This window comes from Hymenobacter artigasi, assembly GCF_012275535.1.
GTDB lineage: Bacteria > Bacteroidota > Bacteroidia > Cytophagales > Hymenobacteraceae > Hymenobacter > Hymenobacter artigasi.
This window is the reverse complement of the sequence record NZ_JAAVTK010000002.1, coordinates 587916-607859: the sequence shown is the minus strand read 5'-3', so window position 1 is coordinate 607859 and position 19944 is coordinate 587916. Positions and strand designations below refer to the sequence as shown.

Here is a 19944-nt window from a genome sequence, read left to right as displayed (position 1 = left end):
TGCAGGCTTTCCATTCGTTCGTCGCCCATGTCCGCTACTCCTGCCCATTTGTTGCCCGCCAACGAAACCGAGCGGCTGCAAAGTCTTCATACCTACGATGTGCTGCCCACCCTCAGCGAGCCCTTGTTCGATGAGTTTGTGGCCCTCACGGCCCAGGTATTCAGCCTGCCCATCTCCCTTATTGCCGTGGTTGAGGAAGACGAGGTGCATTACCCCGCCAACCACGGCATGCCCGGCAACGCCCAGCAGCCCCGCGTCGAAGCCCTCTGCTCTACGGCCATTCAGCAGGCCCGCACTGTGGTTTACCACGACCTGCTCCTCGAAGACAGTGACCGGCTCACGCCCGAAGCCGTTCGCGCCGCTCAGGATAACAAGCTGCGCTTTTATGCCGGGGCCCCATTGCGCCTGCCCGACCAGCGCCTCCTCGGCACGCTTTGCATCATCGACCGCGAGCCTCGCACCTTCAGCGCCGATGAGCAGCAGGTGCTCGACCACCTGGCGGCCGTGGTTAGCCAGGCCATTGCCGTGCGGCACACTTGCCTGGCCCGGTCTGCGGCCGGCGCGGCGCAGTGGGAGCAGCTGTGCACCCAGCTTCAGGAAGAGTTGCGCGAGCTCACGGCGTTGGTGCGCTACCTTTTCACGCGCCACGGCGTTCAAATCCCCGTGCCCGCCGACCTGCTAGCCCAGGTAGAGCGCCGCCTGCTCGACCTGCAACGCCTGCTTTCCGAGCCGCAGCTCTAATAAAATTTGCTGATTTTCAGCCTTCCAACGCAACACGAGCGGGCCAAATGGCCCGCTCGTGTTGCGTTGGAAGAATGGAATAGGTGCACCCGCCTCAACTGGTGGGGCCGTTGTCGACGCGGGCTTCGATGACCTGCTGCACGGCGGTGGGCACGGCCGAAAGCAGGTCGAGGCCCGTGGCCGTTTCAATGGCATCGACGCTGGTACGGTATGTGTCCCAGGCGGTGCTGAGGGAGTTGTCGTTGGGCGTGTCGATGGCGATAACGCGGGTGCCGGTGCCCACGCGGGCGGCATCGTTGGTGCCGGTGGGCAGCACCACGATGACTTTCCAGCAGTGGGCCGGCACCGCGACGCGGCCCGCGTCGAGGGTGGTGGCGTAGCCGTTGCTGCCCGTGCCGCCGCGTCCGTAGCTCCCACAAATAAGGTACACCTCATTGCCGGTGTCGAGGAAGGTGCGGCAGTAGTTCTCCATGTTGGCCCACGTCTGCTGATTGTTGCGCGGGGCCTGGGGCATCATGTTGGTCATGAAAAACGTGGCCGAGTTGTCGGCCACGGTACTGGTGCGGTCGGCACTGGGGCAGTTGTGGCCACGGTCGAAGCCCGAGCCGGTGTAGCTTGTGGCCTGCACCTGGTACCAGTCGGCGGGCAGGGTGTTATCGGGCCGGAAGTCGTCCTGGCGGGCGGCGCTGCCGCGCCATTCGGGGCTCAGGTGCCAGCTCACCCAGTTGGGAATGCCCCGGTCGCGGTGGTAGCTGAGCGCATACTGGGGCTTTAGCAGCAGGTAGTTAGTGGGCTGCGCGATGTCGGCGGTGGCTCCGCTGGGGTTGCCCAGCGTGAGGTGTTCGGGCAGCGGCTGGGTGGTTGCGGTGGGGTTGCCGGGCGTGGGGGCCACGGTTTCCCGCTGGCAGGCAGCCAGCAGCAGGGCCAGCAGCAGGGCCAGCGCGAGGGCGGGCAGGCGGAAGTGCCGGATAAGGGTGTTTTGCATAGGTTGGCATGAAGACAATTGCCTTTACTACGCAGATGAGGCGTAAAAAAGTCCTCGCATTCGCTAAGCCAAGCTATTTCAGCGCTTCCCTTCTGGTTTTGAGGGAGCTTACCTTACTCAATAATGTTACGCAATTAGTTTATTCTGCCGTTCGCCTCACCCCCTAGCCCCCCTCTCCTTTTCGGAGAGAGGGCTAGGGAGTGAGGCGAACGCGGAGGGCGACAAGCGCTGCCTAATATCAGTTATGTATGAAGTTGCTGAAAAAGTGGCATTGCTCCGGTCCGACCGCCCTAGGCGGTCGGACCGGTTGTCGCGAGGAACGGCCCAATGGTTGTTGAACTGAAGCCAACGACAACCGGTCAGATCGGAGCAACGACCTTGGGCCGACCGCAATTCCCAGCGCTTAGTACGGAAACACCGATTCGTAATACTTAATCGTCTCGGCGATGCCATCCTGAAAGTCGGTGAAGCGGAACAGCGGGAATACCTGGCGGAATTTGGCGTTGTCCATCACCTTTTTTGGGGCCCCGTCGGGCTTGCTGGCATCCCAGCGAAGCTGGCCGTGGTAGCCGAATTTGGCCTGGATGATGTCCACCAGCTCGCGCACGCTCAGGCCGTCGTTCTGGGCCAGGTTGGTGGGCTGGTCGAGGCCGGTCCGGACGGGGTTTTGCAGCACTTCCCACACCAGGCGGGCAAAATCGGGCGCGTAAAGCCACTCGCGGATGGGCAGGCCCGTGCCCCAAATCGAGAGCTCGGGCTGGCCCAGCTTTTCGGCCTTCACAAATTTTGAAATCAACGCATTGAGCGCGTGGGCTTTGTTGGGGTCGGTCGAGTCGAAGGGCCCGTACATATTGGGCGTGAGCAGGTGAATGCTGCGCACGCCGTATTGCATCTCGAAGCACTCGGCGGTGGCCCATAGAAGGCGGCGGCTGGCCCCGTAGCTTAACACCGAGCGGTGCAGGTGGCCGTTCCACCAGCCGCTTTCCTCAAATACATCGGCCTCGGCCGGGTAAGCGCAGTTAGCGATGGGGTTCACCACCAAAGCGTCTGGGCATTCGCGGGCCACGGCCTCGTACATGCCCAAAATCATGCGCGAGTTATCAGCAATTACCGTGGCGGCCTTCTCTGTCACGTAGTTGAGGCTGCCCACGTGGGCCGCGCAATTCACGATGTGCGTGGGGCGCTGGGCGCGCAGAAACGCGGCCGTGGCCGCAGCATCGCGCAGGTCGAGGCCGGTGCTGAGCGACGCGCCCACGTAGGCCACGCCCTGCTGGCAGAGTTCCCGGGCCATGTTGCGGCCGGCAAAGCCGGTGTGGCCAAATAGTACGACTTTCATGGCCGGGCTCACCATCCTTGCTTGATTATGTCCACGATGTAAGCTGCCTGCTCGGCGGTCAGGGCATCGTGCAGGGGTATGTGAATCTGGGTTTCGTCGAAGTGGCGCTGCCGGGTCAGGTCGGGGCGCTTGCCCCCAAACAGCGCGTTGTGGTCGATGCCGTCGTGCACCACCGACGCCGCCACGCCCCTGGCCCGCAGCGCCCGGATGAAGCCCAGCCGGTTCTCGACGTGGAAGCCGAACAGCCAGTGGGCGCTTTCGCGGTCGGGCTGGTGCACGAAGTGCGTGAGGCCCGGCACCCGGCGCAAGCCGTCACGGTACTGCTGCACGCGGGCGCGGCGCGCCGTCATGCGCCCGGCAAAGCCGTCGAGGTTGGCCAGCCCGAGGGCGGCGGCGTAGTCCGATAAATGGTATTTGTAGCCCACGTCGGTGAGGTCGTATTCGCGCTCGCCCAGCTCATTCACCGGTGAGCTGGCCCGGTCGATGCCAAACCAGCGCCGCCGAAAAACCTCGCGTGCCAGCTCCGGCGAGCGGGCGCACAGCGCGCCCCCATCGCCGGTGGTAAGGTGCTTGATGGCTTGAAACGAGAAGCAGGTGAAATCCGAAATTGAGCCAATGGCCTGGCCTTGGTAGGTGGCCCCGGGGCTGTGGGCCGCGTCCTCAATCACCACCAGGCCGTGCCTGTCCGCAATGGCCTGAATTTCGGTCAGGTCGCAGGGGTAGCCACCCCAGTGCACCGCCATAATGGCCTTGGTGCGTGGCGTGATGCGGTGCTCGATGTCGGCCGGGTCGATGTTGCCCGTATCGTACTGAATATCGGCAAATACCGGCCGGGCCCCTACCTGCACCACCGTCAGGGCCGAGGCGATGAAGGTTTGCGGCGCCAGGATAACCTCGTCGCCCGCCCCGATGCCCGCTACCTCCAGGGCTAGGTGCAGCGCGCTGGTGCCCGAGTTCAGGGCCGCCGGGTGGCGCATGCCCAGCTCGGCGCTCAGCCGGGCCTCGAATTCCTGCACCAGCTTGCCTTCGCTCAAGTAAGTGCTGGCCAATACATTGCATACGCGCTGGGCCGCGCTGGGATGTACAAACGTGCTGAACATGGGCAGCAGCTGGCCCGCTGCCGGAGCCGGAGCCCCAACGGATGGGGCAGGGAGGTAAGGGTTAGCCATGTGGATGAAGTAGAAAGATGCGGCTTAAATATAATAATATCTTCGGATATTTATTTACTGTTCGCAGAAATTCGCTTTTTATCGTAAAACATAGTGGTCTGGTATGAGCGGGTGCCCGCTGGCGTAGCGCCGGGCGCTGCCACCAAACCGGACGGCAATTCGGCGGTAGCACTGCACCGTGGAGCCGGGCGCGGGCCAGCGCGGGCCGCCGGCCACCCACTTCCGTGGCCCTGCAATAATAAAAATAGATTTAAAACAAAACGAATATCGGCATAAGAGAAATAGAAGAAAAATTAGCGGATATTAATATTTTGTACTTGTAATATGCTGCAATAGAGCCTTTTTGTCTCATAATGTTCAATGTAACTTTCCAAATAGAAAATTCTAATAATAGGCTTTTTCCGCGAATGGCTGAACCAAAACAAAATGGGAAAAGTTAGGCTCCCGAGTGTCAGATATAGCCCTGGTGCTGGATTCGAATGCTTAGCCGTTAAATAACTAGATGTTTCACTATGTTCGTCCCCGCTGCGGGGCGGCGTAACCCCAAAAGTTGTTTGCATGAAAAAAATGCCCCTATTCTTGGGTGTGGCCCTCGCCGCGCTGACCTTAGCTTCCTGCGAAAAAGAGCTCGAGCAAGTAAATAGCTCTCCTCAATCGGCCACTGCGGCCTCCACGCTGGCCAAGCCGGACCTGCTCACCACCGGCAACTGGCGCCAGACCGGCCTCACCGTGAGCGCCCCCGCCGAAGGCACGGCCCCGGCCGCTACCTCCGACCTGTTTGCCCAGGCCCGGCCTTCTATGCTGGTGCAGAATGCCATGTATAAGTCGGATGGCACCTACACGCTGCTGCGCGGCCCGCGCCCCGGCAAGCAAACCGCCGAGCCTGTGAGCGGCACCTGGCGCCTGACGGCCTCGGCCGACTCGCTTATCCTCACGCAAGCCGACCGCACCCGCCGCTTCGCCGTGGCCGAGCTGACGGCTACCACGATGCGCCTCACCCATTCTGAAGGCGATGCCGGCAAAGGCTCGGTGTACACGTCGGTTTTTTCGCGCTAAGCCCGCCTTCATTTTCCTGGGTATGCTGCACCGCCCGGCCACTTTGGCCGGGCGGTGTTTTTTTGGTTTTTACTCGCAGTATCCACGGTATAGTCCATGGCCGGGCTTAGCGCCGGCTGCCAATCATGCTCTCGGCCATGGGGCTATCGTCGTAGCCCGCCGTGAAATCGAGTAGCAGGCGCTTGAGCTCGGGCAGGGCGTGGGGCAGGTTGCTCACCCGGAAGTAGGCCGCGCTGGGAGCCAGGTAGCCCGACAGCGTTACCGGCCCGGCACCGGAGCGAAAACTCATGCTCCAGTCCGGAAACACCTGCTTCATGTTGTGGCCCTCGCTTATTACGATGAGGTGCTCGTGGCGCGGGTCGGCGGCAATGCGGTGGTAGTACAAGTGCTGCACGGCCCCCTTTTCGCCTTCCAATAGCTGCAGAAACTGGCCGTTAGGGGCGTGCAGCAGAATGCCCGTGATGCCTCGGGCCACATTGTACGTGCGGGATTGTTGCAGCAGTTCCAGCAGCTCTGGCAGACTGAAGCTGGCCAGGGCCTGGCTTTGGTATAGAAGGTGATACAAGCCCATGGTAGGAAAGCTGCTGAGGCCGTGGTGACGGCGGTAACAAATACGAAAGGGAGGCTTACCTGGAAAGGGCTGGGTGGGGCTTCCGACGACGCTGGCATTGGCGCAAAATGCTATTGCCAGCCCATGCTGCACGCTTTAGACCAGACTGCTGCCTACTGTGAGTGTAATAGAAGCGTCACAGGAGCTTAAGACTGTAAGTTCCTCAAATGTACATATGATTTTACGTGTTACATATTGTATATTAAATTGATTCAAAAATCAGTATGTGCTATTGTGATGCCATGGGTAGGAATAAGCCTTGGATTGGCAATACCCCCTTGATATCCCGGCCGCGCCGCTGGGCAGTAAACCCCGGGCGGTGATAGCCACGTCACCAGGGAGTAAAGGCCTGAGGCTGGGGTTAGTACGGGATTAACAGGAAAAGTAAATATGTAAAATAATCAATATTAAAAATAGATAATGGGCTGTAATTCAATCACAAGAGTTGTAATTATTTCCACAAATAAAGTTATTTAACTAGTTTTTAATTATATTTAATATTGGTAATTAAATATTAAAGCCATATCTTACTTCCATATTCACCCCGGAGCAGCTGCTGGCCGGGAGCAGTGAGCAACTTGTTACTTCCTGAGCTATGGAACGATATGTACGGTACTCGGATACTTCCCGATTTATTCTGCTGGCTATGGATGGCGTCCTTATCTGGTTGGCCTTTCATGCGGCGCAGCTGGTTGTATGGCACTCGTGGGCGATGAGGGGCGATACGCCCTTTTTTATTGTCACGTTTGCGCTGCTGTGGTGGCTGCTCTCGCGGCAGTACGCCAATGTGTACCGCCTCGACCGCCGCATTTCCTACGGCGAGAAGCTGCGGCATCTGCTCAAGGCTTTTCTGCTGCACGGGGTGCTGGTGGTGGGCACGGTGGTGGCGCTGCGCATCGACTATCTATCGACCCGCTACCTGGCGGCCATTTATGGGTTTTCGGTGGTGGGCGTGGTGGTGGGCCGCTTCGGCATCACGTTTGGCTACCGCACCTGGCTGCGGTATTTCGCCCGGCTGCACAACCGCTTTGTGATAGTGGGGGCCAGCCAGAGCGGGCAGGAGCTGTACCACGCCCTCACGGCCGACGACTCGACCAGCTATCAGTTTAAGGGCTTTTTTACGGATGAGGCGCTGCCCACCAACCTGCGGGCCATGCGGCGCGGCGCGGTAACGGACCTGATGAGCTACTGCCTGAGCACGCCGGTAGACGAAATCTACTACGCCCTGCCGCTCGACCGGCACGATTTGATTGAGGAGCTGTCGCGCTTCGCGGAAGACCATTTCCTGGCCTTCCGCATCGTGCCCGACTACCAGGGCACGGTGGGCAAGGATGTAGGGGTGTATTTCCACGACCACCTGCCCATTCTCATGGTGCGGCAGGAGCCACTGGGTTTCCGCACCAATCAGGTGCTGAAGCGGGTGTTCGACCTGGCGTTTTCGCTACTCGTGATTCTGGGGCTTTTTCCTGTTATTCTGCCGGTGCTGGCGCTGCTCATCAAGCTCGATTCGCCGGGGCCGGTGTTTTTCAAGCAGATGCGGCCGGGCAAGCGCAACAAGCTGTTTCCGTGCTACAAGCTGCGCACCATGCGCGCCGACCACCGCCAGACCGAGCTGCAGGCCACCAAGGCCGACCCCCGGGTGACCCGCGTGGGCGCTTACCTGCGCAAGTATAATCTGGACGAGTTGCCGCAGTTCTTCAACGTGCTGCTGGGGCATATGTCGGTGGTGGGGCCGCGGCCCAACATGGTGTCGCAGCTGGAGGAATACTCCAAGCGCGGCCGCACCTACCAGCTGCGCCACGCCGTGACGCCCGGCATCACGGGCTATGCGCAGGTAAACGGCTTTCGGGGCGAAACCCGTGCCCCTAACGCCATGGAAAAGCGCGTGGAATACGACCTGAAATACGTGCAGAACTGGTCGTTCGTGCTGGATTTGCAGATTATCGGCAAGACCGTGCGCAACATGGTAAAAGGGGAGGAGAATGCCTATTGAGAAGCTGAAACGAAGCAATTAGAACAACCATGCGGATTAACTGAACGGTCATGCTGAGCGCAGCCGAAGCATCTCTACCTCATTAGTAATTCAATCGATTCGACGAAGCGGTAGAGATGCCTCGGCTACGCTCGGCATGACCGTTCCGAAATATTCAAAACATCACCCCAACCCCGCCATGCTGCCAAAACACGCCGTATTGCACGCCAACATCTCCACTGGGCGCACCGCCGATTTCGTCGATGCTATTCTGGAGCTGGGCGCGGCGCGGGCTTCGGCCTACGTGTGCTTTGCCAACGTGCACATGCTGGTAGAGGCCGAGCGCAACGCCGATTTCCGGCAGATTTTGAACAACGCAGCCGTGGCCGCGCCCGATGGCAGCCCGGTGGCCGCCGCCGTGCGCTGGTTTCGGGGGCCGGCGCAGGAGCGCATGGCGGGCATGGACCTGCTGCCCGCCCTGCTGCGCGCCGCCGCCGAGCGCGGGCAGTCGGTGTATTTCTACGGCACCACCGACGATGTGCTGGAAGCCATGGTGTGGCGCGCGCGCTGGGAGCTGCCCACGCTGCGAATCGTGGGGGCATATGCGCCGCCGTTTCGCCCGCTCACGGCGGAGGAAGATGCCGAAGAGGTAGCCGCCATCAACGCGGCCGACCCGGATTTGCTGTTTGTGGCGCTGGGCTGCCCGCGCCAGGAGCGCTGGATGGCGGCCCATCAGGGGCGCATTGGGGCGTGCATGCTGGGGGTAGGGCAGGCCTTCCGGGTATATGCCGGCCTGGAGCCGCGCCTGCCGGCGTGGGCCCGCAAGCTGTGGCTGGAATGGGCCTTCCGGCTGTGGCAGGAGCCGCGCCGCCTGGCCCGGCGCTACTTCGTGACAAACACCCGCTTTGTGTACCTGATGGCCCGCGCCACGCTCGAAAACCGGGTTGGCTGGCTACCCGTCGTGGCCTGAAACAGCCCAGGCCTCCATTCACCTACTTACTCATTTACTCACTTACTCATTTACCATGAAAGCAGTGATACTAGCGGGCGGCTACGGCACCCGAATCAGCGAGGAAAGCGGCGTGCGGCCCAAGCCCATGGTTGAAATTGGCGGCAAGCCCATTCTGTGGCACATCATGAAGATTTATGCCCACCACGGCATCACCGATTTTGTGATATGCTGCGGCTACAAGGGACACCTGATAAAGCAGTATTTCTCGGATTATTTCCTGCTGAACTCGGACGTGACCTTTCGCATGGACCGCAACGAGATGCAGATTCATCGCAACAACGCCGAGCCCTGGACCGTGACGCTGGTAGATACCGGCCTGGAAACCATGACCGGCGGCCGCCTGCGCCGCGTGCAGAAATACCTGGATGATGAAACGTTTTGCCTGACTTACGGCGACGGCGTGAGCAACGTCGACATCGCGGCCAGCATTGCCTACCACCGGGCGCAGGGTGTGCTGGCCACGCTCACGGCGGTGCGGCAGCCGGGCCGCTTCGGGGTGTTCAATCTGGGCGACGGCGACAGCCACGTCAGCAACTTTATGGAGAAGCCCGAGGGCGGCGAAACGCCCTGGATTAACGGCGGCTTTTTTGTGCTGGAGCCGGGCATCTTCGACTACCTCGACCACGACCAGACGGTGTGGGAAAAGGCCCCGCTGGAGCACCTCGCCGCCGCCGGGCAGCTGGCCGCCTACCGCCACGCCGGTTTCTGGCAGCCCATGGACACCCTGCGCGACCGCAACATGCTGGAGGAGCTGTGGCAGGCCGGCAAGGCCGAATGGAAGCTGTGGGACCAGGCCCCCGCCGCCCCCGCAACCGCGCCCGAGCTCAAAACCATTCTGGCCGCGCCGCTGGCCGCGCCGGCCGGCCGGGGCCGCGCTGCCGCTACCCGCCTCATGCCCAGCGACTGACGTTCCTAATCTGTCATCCTGAGCTTGCGAAGGACCTTATCACGCCCTCATCGCCTGGATTGCTGCAAACTGTTCGGCCGTGATAAGGCTCTTCGCTGCGCTCAGGATGACAAATGGTTGAAGAGTCAGCGCCCGGTACAACCCTCACTACTAATGGAATATCGTATGAAACCTGCCCGTATTCTCATCACCGGCAACATGGGCTATGTGGGGCCCGGCGTGGTGCGCCACCTCCGACAAACCTACCCCAACGCGGAGCTGATTGGCTACGACATGGGCTTTTTTGCCCACTGCCTCACCGGGGCCACCCGCCTGCCCGAGTCGCGGCTCGACCGCCAGGTTTTTGGCGATGTGCGGATGCTGCCCTCGGGCCTGCTGGCCGGCGTGGATGCCGTGGTGCACCTGGCCGCCATTTCCAACGACCCCATGGGCACGGCCTACGAGGACGTGACGATGGACGTGAACTACCGTGCCGGTATTGCGCTGGCCCAGCGCGCCAAAACCTACGGCGTGAAAAGCTTCGTGTTTGCCAGCTCGTGCAGCATGTACGGGCTGGGCGGCGAGGATGCTAAAACCGAAACGTCGGCCCTGAACCCGCTCACGGCCTACGCCCGCTCCAAAGTGGCCAGCGAGCGCGACCTGGCCCCGCTGGCCGATGCGAACTTCCGGGTGACCTGCCTGCGCTTTGCCACGGCCTGCGGCTGGAGCGACCGGCTGCGGCTCGACCTGGTGCTGAACGACTTTGTGGCCGGCGCGGTGGCCACCGGCGAAATCAGCATTCTGAGCGACGGCACGCCCTGGCGGCCCCTCATTCATGTGCTGGACATGGCCCGCGCCATTGGCTGGGCCGTGACGCGGGAAGCCTGCAACGGCGGGGCCTTCGTGGCCGTGAACGCCGGGGCCAACAGCTGGAACTACCGCGTGCGCGAGCTGGCCGAGGCCGTGGCCGAGGCAATTCCCGGCACCACGGTGCGCCTCAACCCCGACGCCGCCCCCGACCTGCGCTCGTACCGCGTCGATTTCAGCCTGTTCCGCCGCCTCGCGCCCGACCACCAGCCCATTCATACCCTGGCTGATACCATCAGTGAGCTGCAGCGCAAGCTGGTGGAAATGGGTTTCCGCGACCCCAATTTCCGGGCCTCCCGCCTGATGCGGCTGCGCGTGCTGGCCGCCCTGCGCGAGCAGGACGAGCTGACCGAGGACCTGACCTGGGCGCTGTGCCCCACCAAAGCCGCCGTGCCGCTCTACCGGGCCGAGCTGGTGGTGGTGTGAGTTTGAACAGTAAATCGTCTGTCATCCTGAGCTTGCGAAGGACCTTATCACCGAAGAACAGCTTGCAGTAATCCACACGATGCGAGCGTGATAGGGTCCTTCGCAAGCTCAGGATGACAGACGCGAAACCAATAGCCCAACCGACACTTCCAACCTTGCTTTTGATGCGATGAAATTTACCGAAACTAAACTCTCCGGGGCCTTCATTATCGACGTGAACCGGCTGAGTGATGAGCGCGGCTTTTTTGCCCGCTCCTGGTGCGAAGACGAGTTTGCTGCCCACGGCATTGCCATGCCGCCGCAGCAGGCCAACCTGTCGTTCAACCCGCGCCGGGGCACCTTGCGCGGCATGCACTACCAGCTGCCGCCCTACGAGGAAACCAAGCTGGTGCGCTGCACCCGGGGCGCGATTCTGGACGTGATAGTGGACCTGCGCGAGGAGTCGCCCACCTTCCGGCAGTGGATAGGGGTGGAGCTCACGGCCGACAGCTACCGCATGCTGTTTGTGCCCGGCCGCTTTGCCCACGGCTTCCTCACCCTGGAGGACAATACCGATGTGTGCTACCAGGTGTCGGCCAAATACACGCCTGGGGCCGAGCGCGGCCTGCGCTGGGACGACCCCGCCATTGGCATCCGCTGGCCCTTCGAGCCCGTGCTCATCTCCGAAAAAGACCGGGCGCATCCCGATTTCCAGGGGCTGGCCGTGCCGGGGAAAGAACTGGTGACTGCCTGAGCCGGCCGCACCGGTCTGACCGCCCTAGGCGGTCTGACCGGTTGTCGGCCAAACGAACCCCGAACCAACCCAGCGGCACTTGCAACAACCGGTCGGACCGCCTAGGGCGGTCGGACCGGTGCGCCCCCAAACTGCTTTTCTCACCTCTCTCTCTGCATTATGATACTTGTTGACAATGCCTTGAAGAAACGCCAGCAGGCCGGCCAGCCCATTCGGGTGGGCATGGTGGGCGCGGGCTTTATGGGCCGGGGCGTGGCCCTGCAAATTTGCCGCTACGTGCCCGGCATGGAGCTGGTGGCCATTGCGAACCGCACCATTGGGCAGGCCCGCCGGGCCTACCACGAGGCCGGCGAGCTGGGTACTGCCGAGGTGAGCTCGGTGCACGCGCTGGAGGCCTGCATTGCGCGGGGCGAGCGCGCCATCACCGACGATGCGCTGCTGCTGAGCCGTGCCGAGGGCATCGATGCCATCATCGAGGTGACCGGGGCGGTGGAGCACGGCGCGCAGGTCGTGATGGAGGCCATCCGGCACGGCAAGCACGTGGTGCTGCTGAATGCCGAGCTGGACGGCACGGCCGGGGCTATTCTGAAAGTGTACGCCGACCGCGCCGGCGTGGTGTACACCGTGAGCGACGGCGACCAGCCCGGCGTGACCCTCAACCTGGCCCGCTTCGTGCTGGGCCTGGGCGTGAAGCCGGTGCTGTGCGGCAACATCAAGGGCCTGCACGACCCCTACCGCAATCCCACCACGCAGGAGGGCTTTGCGAAGCAGTGGGGCCAGAACCCGAGCATGGTGACGAGCTTCGCCGACGGCAGTAAAATCAGCTTCGAGCAGGCCGTGATTGCCAACGCACTGGGCATGGAAGTGGCCCAACGCGGCATGTACGGCCCCACCGTGGCCCCGGGCACGCCCATCAGCAAAGCCGCCGAATGGTACCCCCAGGAGCGCCTGCTGGACGGCGGTCCCGGCATAGTGGACTACGTGGTGGGGGCCGAGCCCGGCCCCGGCGTGTTCATCCTGGGCACGCACGACGACCCCATTCAGCAGCACTACCTCAAGCTGTACAAGCTGGGGCCAGGGCCGCTCTACTGTTTCTACACGCCCTACCACCTGTGCCATTTCGAAACGCCGAACTCGGTGGCGCGGGCGGTGCTCTTTGGCGATGCCTGCCTGGCCCCCGCCGGCGCGCCCAAAGTAGAGGTGATAACGGCCGCCAAAATTGACCTGCGGGCCGGCGACACGCTCGACGGCATAGGCCACTACATGACCTACGGGCTGGCCGAAAATTATGCCGTGGCCCGCACCGAAAACCTGCTGCCCATTGGCGTGGCCGAGGGCTGCCGCCTGCTGCGCGATATTCCCAAAGACCAGGTGCTGACCTACGACGACGTGGCGCTGCCCCCCGGCCGCCTCATCGACCAGCTGCGCCACGAGCAGGAGCTCTATTTCAACCTGCCCGTGCCGGCCGCCTCCGCTGCGCCGCTCGTGCCCGCCGGCTTTGCCCTGGCCAACCTGTAGCCAGCAGCCAGCAGCCAGCGCCGCCTTTTTTCCTGCCTTTTTACCGAAGCCTCATTGCCATGAATCCCGCTCTGGTTGAGTTTTTGAAACACCCCGGCCAGCTGCCTGCGCGGCCGGATGCCGCCGCTGCCGCCCCGGCCGAAACTGCCGTTCCGCGCCCCGCTACGGCTCCGCTCACGGTGCTGGTGCTGGAGGGCGAGTACCGCCTCACCGGGGCCGTGCTGTTTTGTCTGAGCCGGCAGCCGGGCGTGCGGGCGCACCTGCTGTCGCGCGATGCGCGGAGCCCGTACCGGTTTTCGAGCTACGTGCGCTCGTTTCACCTGCTGGGGCCCGAGAGCCCGGCGGAGGTATTTGTAGCCTTCGTGCAGAATGCCGCCTGCGCCCTTGGGGCCGAAGTGCTGCTGCCGGTGGACGTGGCCGGCATGCGCTTCGTGATTGCGCACCGCGCGGCGCTGGCGGCCGCCGTGCCGCTGCTGCCGCTGCCGGCCGGGGCATACTACGAAATTGCCACCGACAAGGGCCTGCTGGGCGCATTCATGCAGGAACACGACATTCCCGCGCCCGATACCATCGTGGACATCCGGCATAACCTGGCGGCCAAGCTGGCGCAGTTCGAGTTTCCGGTGCTGCTGAAACCCATTGAGGGGGCCGGCGGCCGGGGCATTGTGCGCTACGCCACGCCCGAGGCGCTGCTGGCCGCCGTGGCCGCGCTGCCCGACAGCAGCCGCTACATCGTGCAGAACTGCATTGCCGGCTACGACATCGACTGCAACGTGCTGTACGACAACGGCCGGCTAATTGCCCATTCCATTCAGAAGGGCCTGGTGGCCACCGGCGACGAGTACGCCCCCACCGAGGCCATCGAATTTGTGCACCACGATGCCGTGCTGGCCGTGGTAGACCGCCTGATGAAGGCCCTGCGCTGGAACGGCGTGGCCCACCTCGACCTGCGCTACGATGCCCGCGCCCGCCAAATCAAGGTCATCGAAATCAACACCCGCTTCTGGCTCACGGTGGTGGGCTCGGCACTGGCGGCGGGCGTGAACTTCCCGCTGCTGGCCTGCCAGGTGGCGGCCGGCCGGGCGGTGGCCCCCGCGCCGTTTCGGGAGGGACGCTACATCCCGTTTGCCAATTACCTGAAGTACCGCTACGGCCGCCGCGTGCGCCGGGCCGATGACGTGCAGTTCTCGCTGCGCGATACCAGCGTGGGCGCTTTTTTGGGCGACCCGCTCACCAAGCTTTACCGCTTCCTCACCGACGAGGACTAGGCCTGCCGCGTGGCCCCGGCTACGGCCGGGCCACGCGGCAGCCGTCGATACCCATTCATTTTTTCACCCACCTCACGCTTACCTCCGATGCAATTGCACCCTTTCCGTCATGAAAAATATTTTTACCGCCATTCTCTGCGCATTGCTGCTGCTAGGCAACGCGCAGGTGCAGGCCCAGACGCCGCCCACAGGCTTCACGTCCACTGTCGTTTCCGCAGGCTGGAACGAAGCGGTAGGCTTTACCTTCAATAGCAGCGGGAATAAGATGTTTGTCTGGGAGCGGCCGGGCAAGGTTTGGGTGGTGGTGAACGGCCAGCGCCAGCAGCTGATTGATATTTCGCCCGAAGTGGGGGCCTGGGAGGACCAGGGCCTGCTGGGCTTTGCCCTCGACCCGAACTTTGATGCCAACGGCTACATGTACCTGCTGTACGTGGTAGACCGGCACTACCTGATAAACTTCGGCACGGCCAGCTACAGCGCCACGGCCAACGACTACTACAGCGCCACCATTGGCCGCATCACGCGCTATACGGCCACGCCCAGCGGCACGGGCTACACCGTGAACCCGGCCAGCCGCAAAATACTGCTCGGGGCCACCAAGTCCACGGGCATTCCCTCGACCCACGACGGCCACTGCACCGGCTCGCTGGTGTTTGGCACCGATGGCACGCTACTGGTCTCGACCGGTGACGGGGCCCACTGGGCGCCGGATTTAGGCAGCTACAACGAAACGTACTACGCGGAGGCGTTGGCCGATGGCATCATCTCCGCCAAGGAAAACGTGGGTGCCCTGCGCGCCCAGCTGGTAGACTGCCTAAGTGGTAAAATCCTGCGCCTGGACCCCGCCACCGGCAACGGCGTGGCCAGCAACCCCTTCTATGACGCTGCCAACCCCGGCGCGGCCCGCTCCAAAGTCTGGACCCTGGGCCTGCGCACGCCCTTCCGTATGAGCCTGCGGCCCGGCACCGGCAACCCCGACCCCGCCCAGGGCAACCCCGGCACGCTCTACGTGGGCATGGTGGGTGCCTCCACCTGGGAAGAAATAACGGTGGTGGACCGCGCCCGCGTGAACCTGGGCTGGCCACTGTTTGAGGGCCTGACGCCCTATCCGGCGTTCAGCAACTCGACCGTGTACAACCGCGACGCGCCCAACCCGCTTTACAACACGGGCGGCTGCACCAAGCAGTTTTTCTACTTCCAGGACCTGCTGAAGCCGGCCACGCCGAGCGGCACGGCCACGTTCAGCAACTCGTGCAATACGGCGCAATCCGTGCCGGCCAGCATTCCCACGTTTGTGCACACCCGGCCCCTCATCGACTGGGGCCACGGGCCGGGGCCGTCGCGCACGGGCACCTTCAGCGGCAGTACGCCCACCACGGCAAACATCGGGGCGGCGGGCTCGCCGGTGAGCGGGGCACAGTTTGGGGGCAATTCGGTGACGGGCGGGGTGTTTTATCCCTACAGCGACTTTCCGGCCCCGTACGCCAACTCCTACTTTTTTGGGGACTACGTGGGCGGCTGGATTAAGAGCATGACCGTGAACAGCAGCAACCAGCCCAGCGCGGTGCGCAGCTTCGTGGATACTGGGGCCGTACCGGTATTTTTTGGCACCAGCCCCGGCGAGACGGGTCTGTTCTATGTCAATTTCTACCCTTCGGAAATCCGCAAAATCAGCTACGTGACCACGGCCAGCCCGCCGGTGGCGGTGGCTACGTCCAGCAAAACCTACGGCCCCGGCCCGCTCACGGTGCAGTTCACCGGCAGCAATTCGACCGACCCCAACGGCAGCCCGCTGACCTACAGCTGGAACTTCGGCGATGGCACGGCCCCCAGCGCGGCGGCCAATCCCAGCCACACGTTCTCGCCGGCTACTGCGGCCGCCACCAACTATAGCGTCACGCTCACCGTGACCAATGCCCAGGGCCTGAGCAACCAGGCTTCGCTGTCGATTTCGGCCAATAATACCCCGCCGCAGGTCACCATTACCAGTCCGGCGGCCGGCACGGTGTACCCGCTCACGGGCAACACCACCTACCAGCTGCGCGCCACCGTGGTCGATGCCGAGCAGAGCGGCCACCTGCTATTCTATAAGTGGCAAACGGTGCTGCACCACCTCACGCACCTGCACCCCGACCCCGTGGACACCACCCGCCAGACCAGCACCATTGTGGGCCCCTACGGCTGCGGGGCCGAAACCTACTACTACACCGTTGCCCTGACCGTGACCGATGCCGGCGGGCTCTCGACCACCCAGCAGGTGCGCCTCGACCCCGACTGCACCACGCCCAGCTTCACGCTCGTTGATGCCGACGCCGCTTCCGACGCCGACATTCAGCCCCTGACCAACGGGGCTATTCTCAACCTGGCCACGCTGCCTACCCGCCACCTGAACATCCGGGCCAATGCCGACCCGGCCACTACCGGCAGCATGGTGTTTTCACTCACCGGCCCGCAAACCCAGGCCGTGACCGATAACGCGGCACCCTTCGCGCTGTTCCTGGACGTGAACGGCGATTACAACTCCTGGACGCCGCCGGTGGGCAACTACCAGCTCACGGCCACGGGCTACAGCGGGGCCAATGGCAGTGGCACCGCCCGCCCACCCCTCACCGTGAGCTTCACGGTGACGGATTCCAACGCCCCGGGGCCGTTTGCGCTCACTACGGCCACGGTGGGCACCGGCACGGTGACGAAAAACCCCAATGCCGCCACCTATGCCAGCGGCAGCACGGTGAGCCTGACGGCCACGCCGGGGGCGGGCTTCACCTTCGCGGGCTGGAGCGGCGATGCCAGCGGCAGCACCAACCCCCTGGCGGTGACGATGACGGCTGATAAATCCATCACGGCCACCTTCACGGCTATTTCGGGCGGGGGCGGCTATACCTTTTACCGGGCCATCAACCTGGGCGGGCCGGCCCTCACGCTGGACGGCAACGCCTGGGGCGGCTCCACGGCGGCCAACTATGCTACCAACGGCTCCGAGTTTGAGAACCAGGCCGTGGCACTGGTGCCCACCACCGATGCCGTACGCGCGGGTATGATTCGGCAGGCCGTTTTCGGTCCCGACCTGAGCGTCGGCATCTCGGCGGTGCCCGCCGGTACTTACCAAGCCTACCTGTATGTGTGGGAAGACAGTGGTCCCGAGGTAATCAACCTGTCGCTAAACGGGCAGGTGAAGCTGAGCAACTACAGCACCGGACCCGCCGGTACCTGGAACCGCCTGGGGCCCTACAATGTGACGCTGGCAGCCACGGGCACGGTGCAGTTTACCAGCACCGGCGGTTGGCCCAATTTTTCGGGCATGGAGCTCTGGCAGCAAACCGGCGGCACGCCCACCAGCTACACCCTGACTACCGGCACGGTAGGCAGCGGCACCGTGACGAAAAACCCGAACGCGGCCACCTACACCAGTGGCAGCACGGTGAGCCTGACGGCCACCCCAGCTGCCGGCTACCAGTTTAGCGGCTGGAGCGGTGATGCCTCGGGTACGGCCAATCCTTTGTCGGTGACAATAACGGCCAACAAGAATATCACCGCCACTTTCACGGTCGTAGCCTCGGCTACTTATACCCTCAACACCAATGTGGTGGGCGCGGGTACGGTGGCCAAGAATCCGGACCAGGCCAATTATACCAGCGGCAGCACGGTGAGCCTGACGGCTACGCCAGGGGCGGGCTACCAGTTCAGTGGCTGGAGCGGCGACGCCTCGGGCACTGCTAATCCCTTGTCGGTGACAATGAATGCCAACAAGAACATCACAGCCACTTTCACGGCCCTGCCGGCCGGGCAAAGCGTGACGAGCTACACGCTGATAAATGCCGATACGAATGGCGACATTCAGCCCCTGGCCGCCGGCACCACCCTGAACCTGGCCACGCTGCCCACGCGCAACCTCAACGTGCGGGCCAATACCAACCCGGGCACCGTGGGCAGCGTGGTATTCACCCTCAGCGGCGCAGACACGCAGAACCAGACTGAGTCGGTCGTGCCTTACGCGCTGTTTTCGGACAGTGGCGGGGCGTATAATTCCTGGACGCCGGCGGTGGGCAGCTACTCGCTCACGGCCACACCCTACACGGCCGCCAGCGGCGGGGGCACGGCCGGCACGCCACTCACCATCAGCTTCAGCGTGATTGACCAGGCGGGCACTGCCTACACGCTGACTACTGCCACCGTGGGTACGGGCACGGTGACGAAAAGCCCGAATGCGGCTTCCTACGCCAGCGGCTCCACAGTGAGCCTGACGGCCACGGCCGGGGCGGGTTATCAGTTCAGCGGCTGGAGCGGCGACGCCACGGGCAGCACCAATCCGCTGTCGGTGACGATGAACGGTAACAAGACCATCACGGCCACCTTCACGGCCACCCCGACCACGAGCTACACGCTAACCACTAGTACGGTGGGCACGGGCACGGTGACCAAAAACCCGAATGCCGCCTCCTACGCTAGCGGCAGCACGGTGAGCCTGACGGCCACGCCGGGGGCGGGCTTCGCCTTCACGGGCTGGAGCGGCGATGCCACCGGCACGGCCAACCCCTTGTCGGTAACGATGAGCGGGAACAAGAACATCACGGCCACGTTCACGGCCACCTCGGGCGGGGGCTACACTTTTTACCGGGCCATCAACCTGGGCGGACCAGCCCTCACGCTGGATGGCAACGCCTGGGGCGGGAGCACGGCGGCCAATTATTCCACCAACGGCTCGGCCTTTCAGAACCAAGCCTTGACGCTCATTCCAGCCACCGACGCCACGCGGGCGGGCATGATTCGGGCAGCAGTGTTTGGCCCGGGCCTGAGCGTGACGCTCTCGGCGGTGCCGGCCGCTACCTACCAGGCCTACCTATATGTGTGGGAAGACAACAGCCCTGAAGTCATTACGTTATCCCTGAACGGGCAGGTGAAGCTGAGCAACTACAGCACCGGCCCGGCCGGCACCTGGTCGCGGCTGGGGCCTTACACCGTGACGCTGGCAACCACGGGCTCAGTAGCCTTCACCAGCAGCGGCGGCTGGCCTAACTTCTCGGGCGTGGAGCTCTGGCAGCAAACCAGCGCCCCACCGGCTGCCAGGACCGCGAGCCAAACGCTGGCAGCGAATACCCCCGAGCCGACCCCGGCCCTGGCCGTGGCTTACCCCAACCCATCGCCCAACGGGCACTTCCGGCTGCTGCTGCCGGCCACGTTCAGCGGGGCGGTGCGCTACCGGCTGATTTCGGTGCTGGGGGCCACGCTGGCCAGCGGCACGCTGCCGGCGGGGGCGCAGGCGGCCGAGCTGGACTTTGCCCAGCCGCTCTCGGGCACCAGCCTGAGCTACCTGCTGCTCGACGACGGCAAGCACACCGCCCGGCTCAAGCTCGTGCGCCAGTAA

At 63.4% G+C, this 19944-nt stretch carries 14 protein-coding genes; 10 read left to right on the top strand and 4 right to left on the bottom strand.

Annotated features, from left to right (window positions below; genetic code table 11):
• Positions 1-27: 27 nt before the first annotated feature.
• Positions 28-741 carry a GAF domain-containing protein gene (locus HBN54_RS06135; RefSeq protein WP_168672255.1) on the top strand — a complete coding sequence of 238 codons (714 nt, stop codon included), beginning with the start codon at positions 28-30 and terminating at the stop codon, positions 739-741.
• Between the two features lie 94 nt (positions 742-835).
• Here the strand turns inward: HBN54_RS06135 and HBN54_RS06130 are convergent, their stop codons facing one another.
• The 3 genes from HBN54_RS06130 to HBN54_RS06120 form a co-directional block, all read right to left on the bottom strand.
• On the bottom strand, positions 836-1726 hold the full coding sequence (locus tag HBN54_RS06130; RefSeq protein WP_168672254.1) for a DNA/RNA non-specific endonuclease: 891 nt from the start codon (positions 1724-1726) through the stop codon (positions 836-838).
• A 403-nt stretch (positions 1727-2129) separates the two neighbouring features.
• Complete coding sequence (locus HBN54_RS06125) at positions 2130-3062, bottom strand: NAD-dependent epimerase/dehydratase family protein (RefSeq protein ID WP_168672253.1); 933 nt, start codon at positions 3060-3062, stop codon at positions 2130-2132.
• A gap of 8 nt (positions 3063-3070) precedes the next feature.
• The gene (locus tag HBN54_RS06120) at positions 3071-4231 is read right to left on the bottom strand and encodes a DegT/DnrJ/EryC1/StrS family aminotransferase (RefSeq protein ID WP_168672252.1); all 1161 of its coding nucleotides are present in this window, start codon (positions 4229-4231) and stop codon (positions 3071-3073) included.
• Between the two features lie 567 nt (positions 4232-4798).
• Between HBN54_RS06120 and HBN54_RS06115 the strand changes: the two genes are divergently transcribed.
• A complete protein-coding gene (locus HBN54_RS06115; protein WP_168672251.1) occupies positions 4799-5287 on the top strand; it encodes a hypothetical protein in 489 nt (162 codons plus the stop codon).
• Between the two features lie 106 nt (positions 5288-5393).
• Here HBN54_RS06115 and HBN54_RS06110 read toward each other — a convergent pair whose 3' ends face one another.
• A complete protein-coding gene (locus HBN54_RS06110; protein WP_168672250.1) occupies positions 5394-5852 on the bottom strand; it encodes a BLUF domain-containing protein in 459 nt (152 codons plus the stop codon).
• A gap of 640 nt (positions 5853-6492) precedes the next feature.
• Here HBN54_RS06110 and HBN54_RS06105 point away from each other — a divergent pair.
• From HBN54_RS06105 to HBN54_RS06070, 8 genes are all read left to right on the top strand, one after another.
• Complete coding sequence (locus HBN54_RS06105; protein ID WP_235955394.1) at positions 6493-7890, top strand: exopolysaccharide biosynthesis polyprenyl glycosylphosphotransferase; 1398 nt, start codon at positions 6493-6495, stop codon at positions 7888-7890.
• Between the two features lie 178 nt (positions 7891-8068).
• Positions 8069-8839: a WecB/TagA/CpsF family glycosyltransferase gene (locus HBN54_RS06100; RefSeq protein WP_168672249.1), complete on the top strand. Its 771-nt coding sequence runs from the start codon at positions 8069-8071 to the stop codon at positions 8837-8839.
• A gap of 55 nt (positions 8840-8894) precedes the next feature.
• Entirely contained in the window at positions 8895-9788 is an 894-nt protein-coding gene (gene rfbF / locus HBN54_RS06095; protein ID WP_168672248.1) for a glucose-1-phosphate cytidylyltransferase, read from the top strand.
• Positions 9789-9953: 165 nt separating this feature from the next.
• Positions 9954-11060: an NAD-dependent epimerase/dehydratase family protein gene (locus HBN54_RS06090; RefSeq protein WP_168672247.1), complete on the top strand. Its 1107-nt coding sequence runs from the start codon at positions 9954-9956 to the stop codon at positions 11058-11060.
• Between the two features lie 169 nt (positions 11061-11229).
• Positions 11230-11793, top strand: coding sequence for a dTDP-4-dehydrorhamnose 3,5-epimerase (gene rfbC / locus HBN54_RS06085; RefSeq protein WP_168672246.1), 564 nt, complete (start codon positions 11230-11232; stop codon positions 11791-11793).
• A gap of 159 nt (positions 11794-11952) precedes the next feature.
• On the top strand, positions 11953-13311 hold the full coding sequence (locus tag HBN54_RS06080; protein ID WP_168672245.1) for an NAD(P)H-dependent oxidoreductase: 1359 nt from the start codon (positions 11953-11955) through the stop codon (positions 13309-13311).
• Positions 13312-13370: 59 nt separating this feature from the next.
• Entirely contained in the window at positions 13371-14579 is a 1209-nt protein-coding gene (locus tag HBN54_RS06075) for an ATP-grasp domain-containing protein (protein WP_168672244.1), read from the top strand.
• A 109-nt stretch (positions 14580-14688) separates the two neighbouring features.
• A complete protein-coding gene (locus HBN54_RS06070) occupies positions 14689-19944 on the top strand; it encodes an InlB B-repeat-containing protein (protein WP_168672243.1) in 5256 nt (1751 codons plus the stop codon).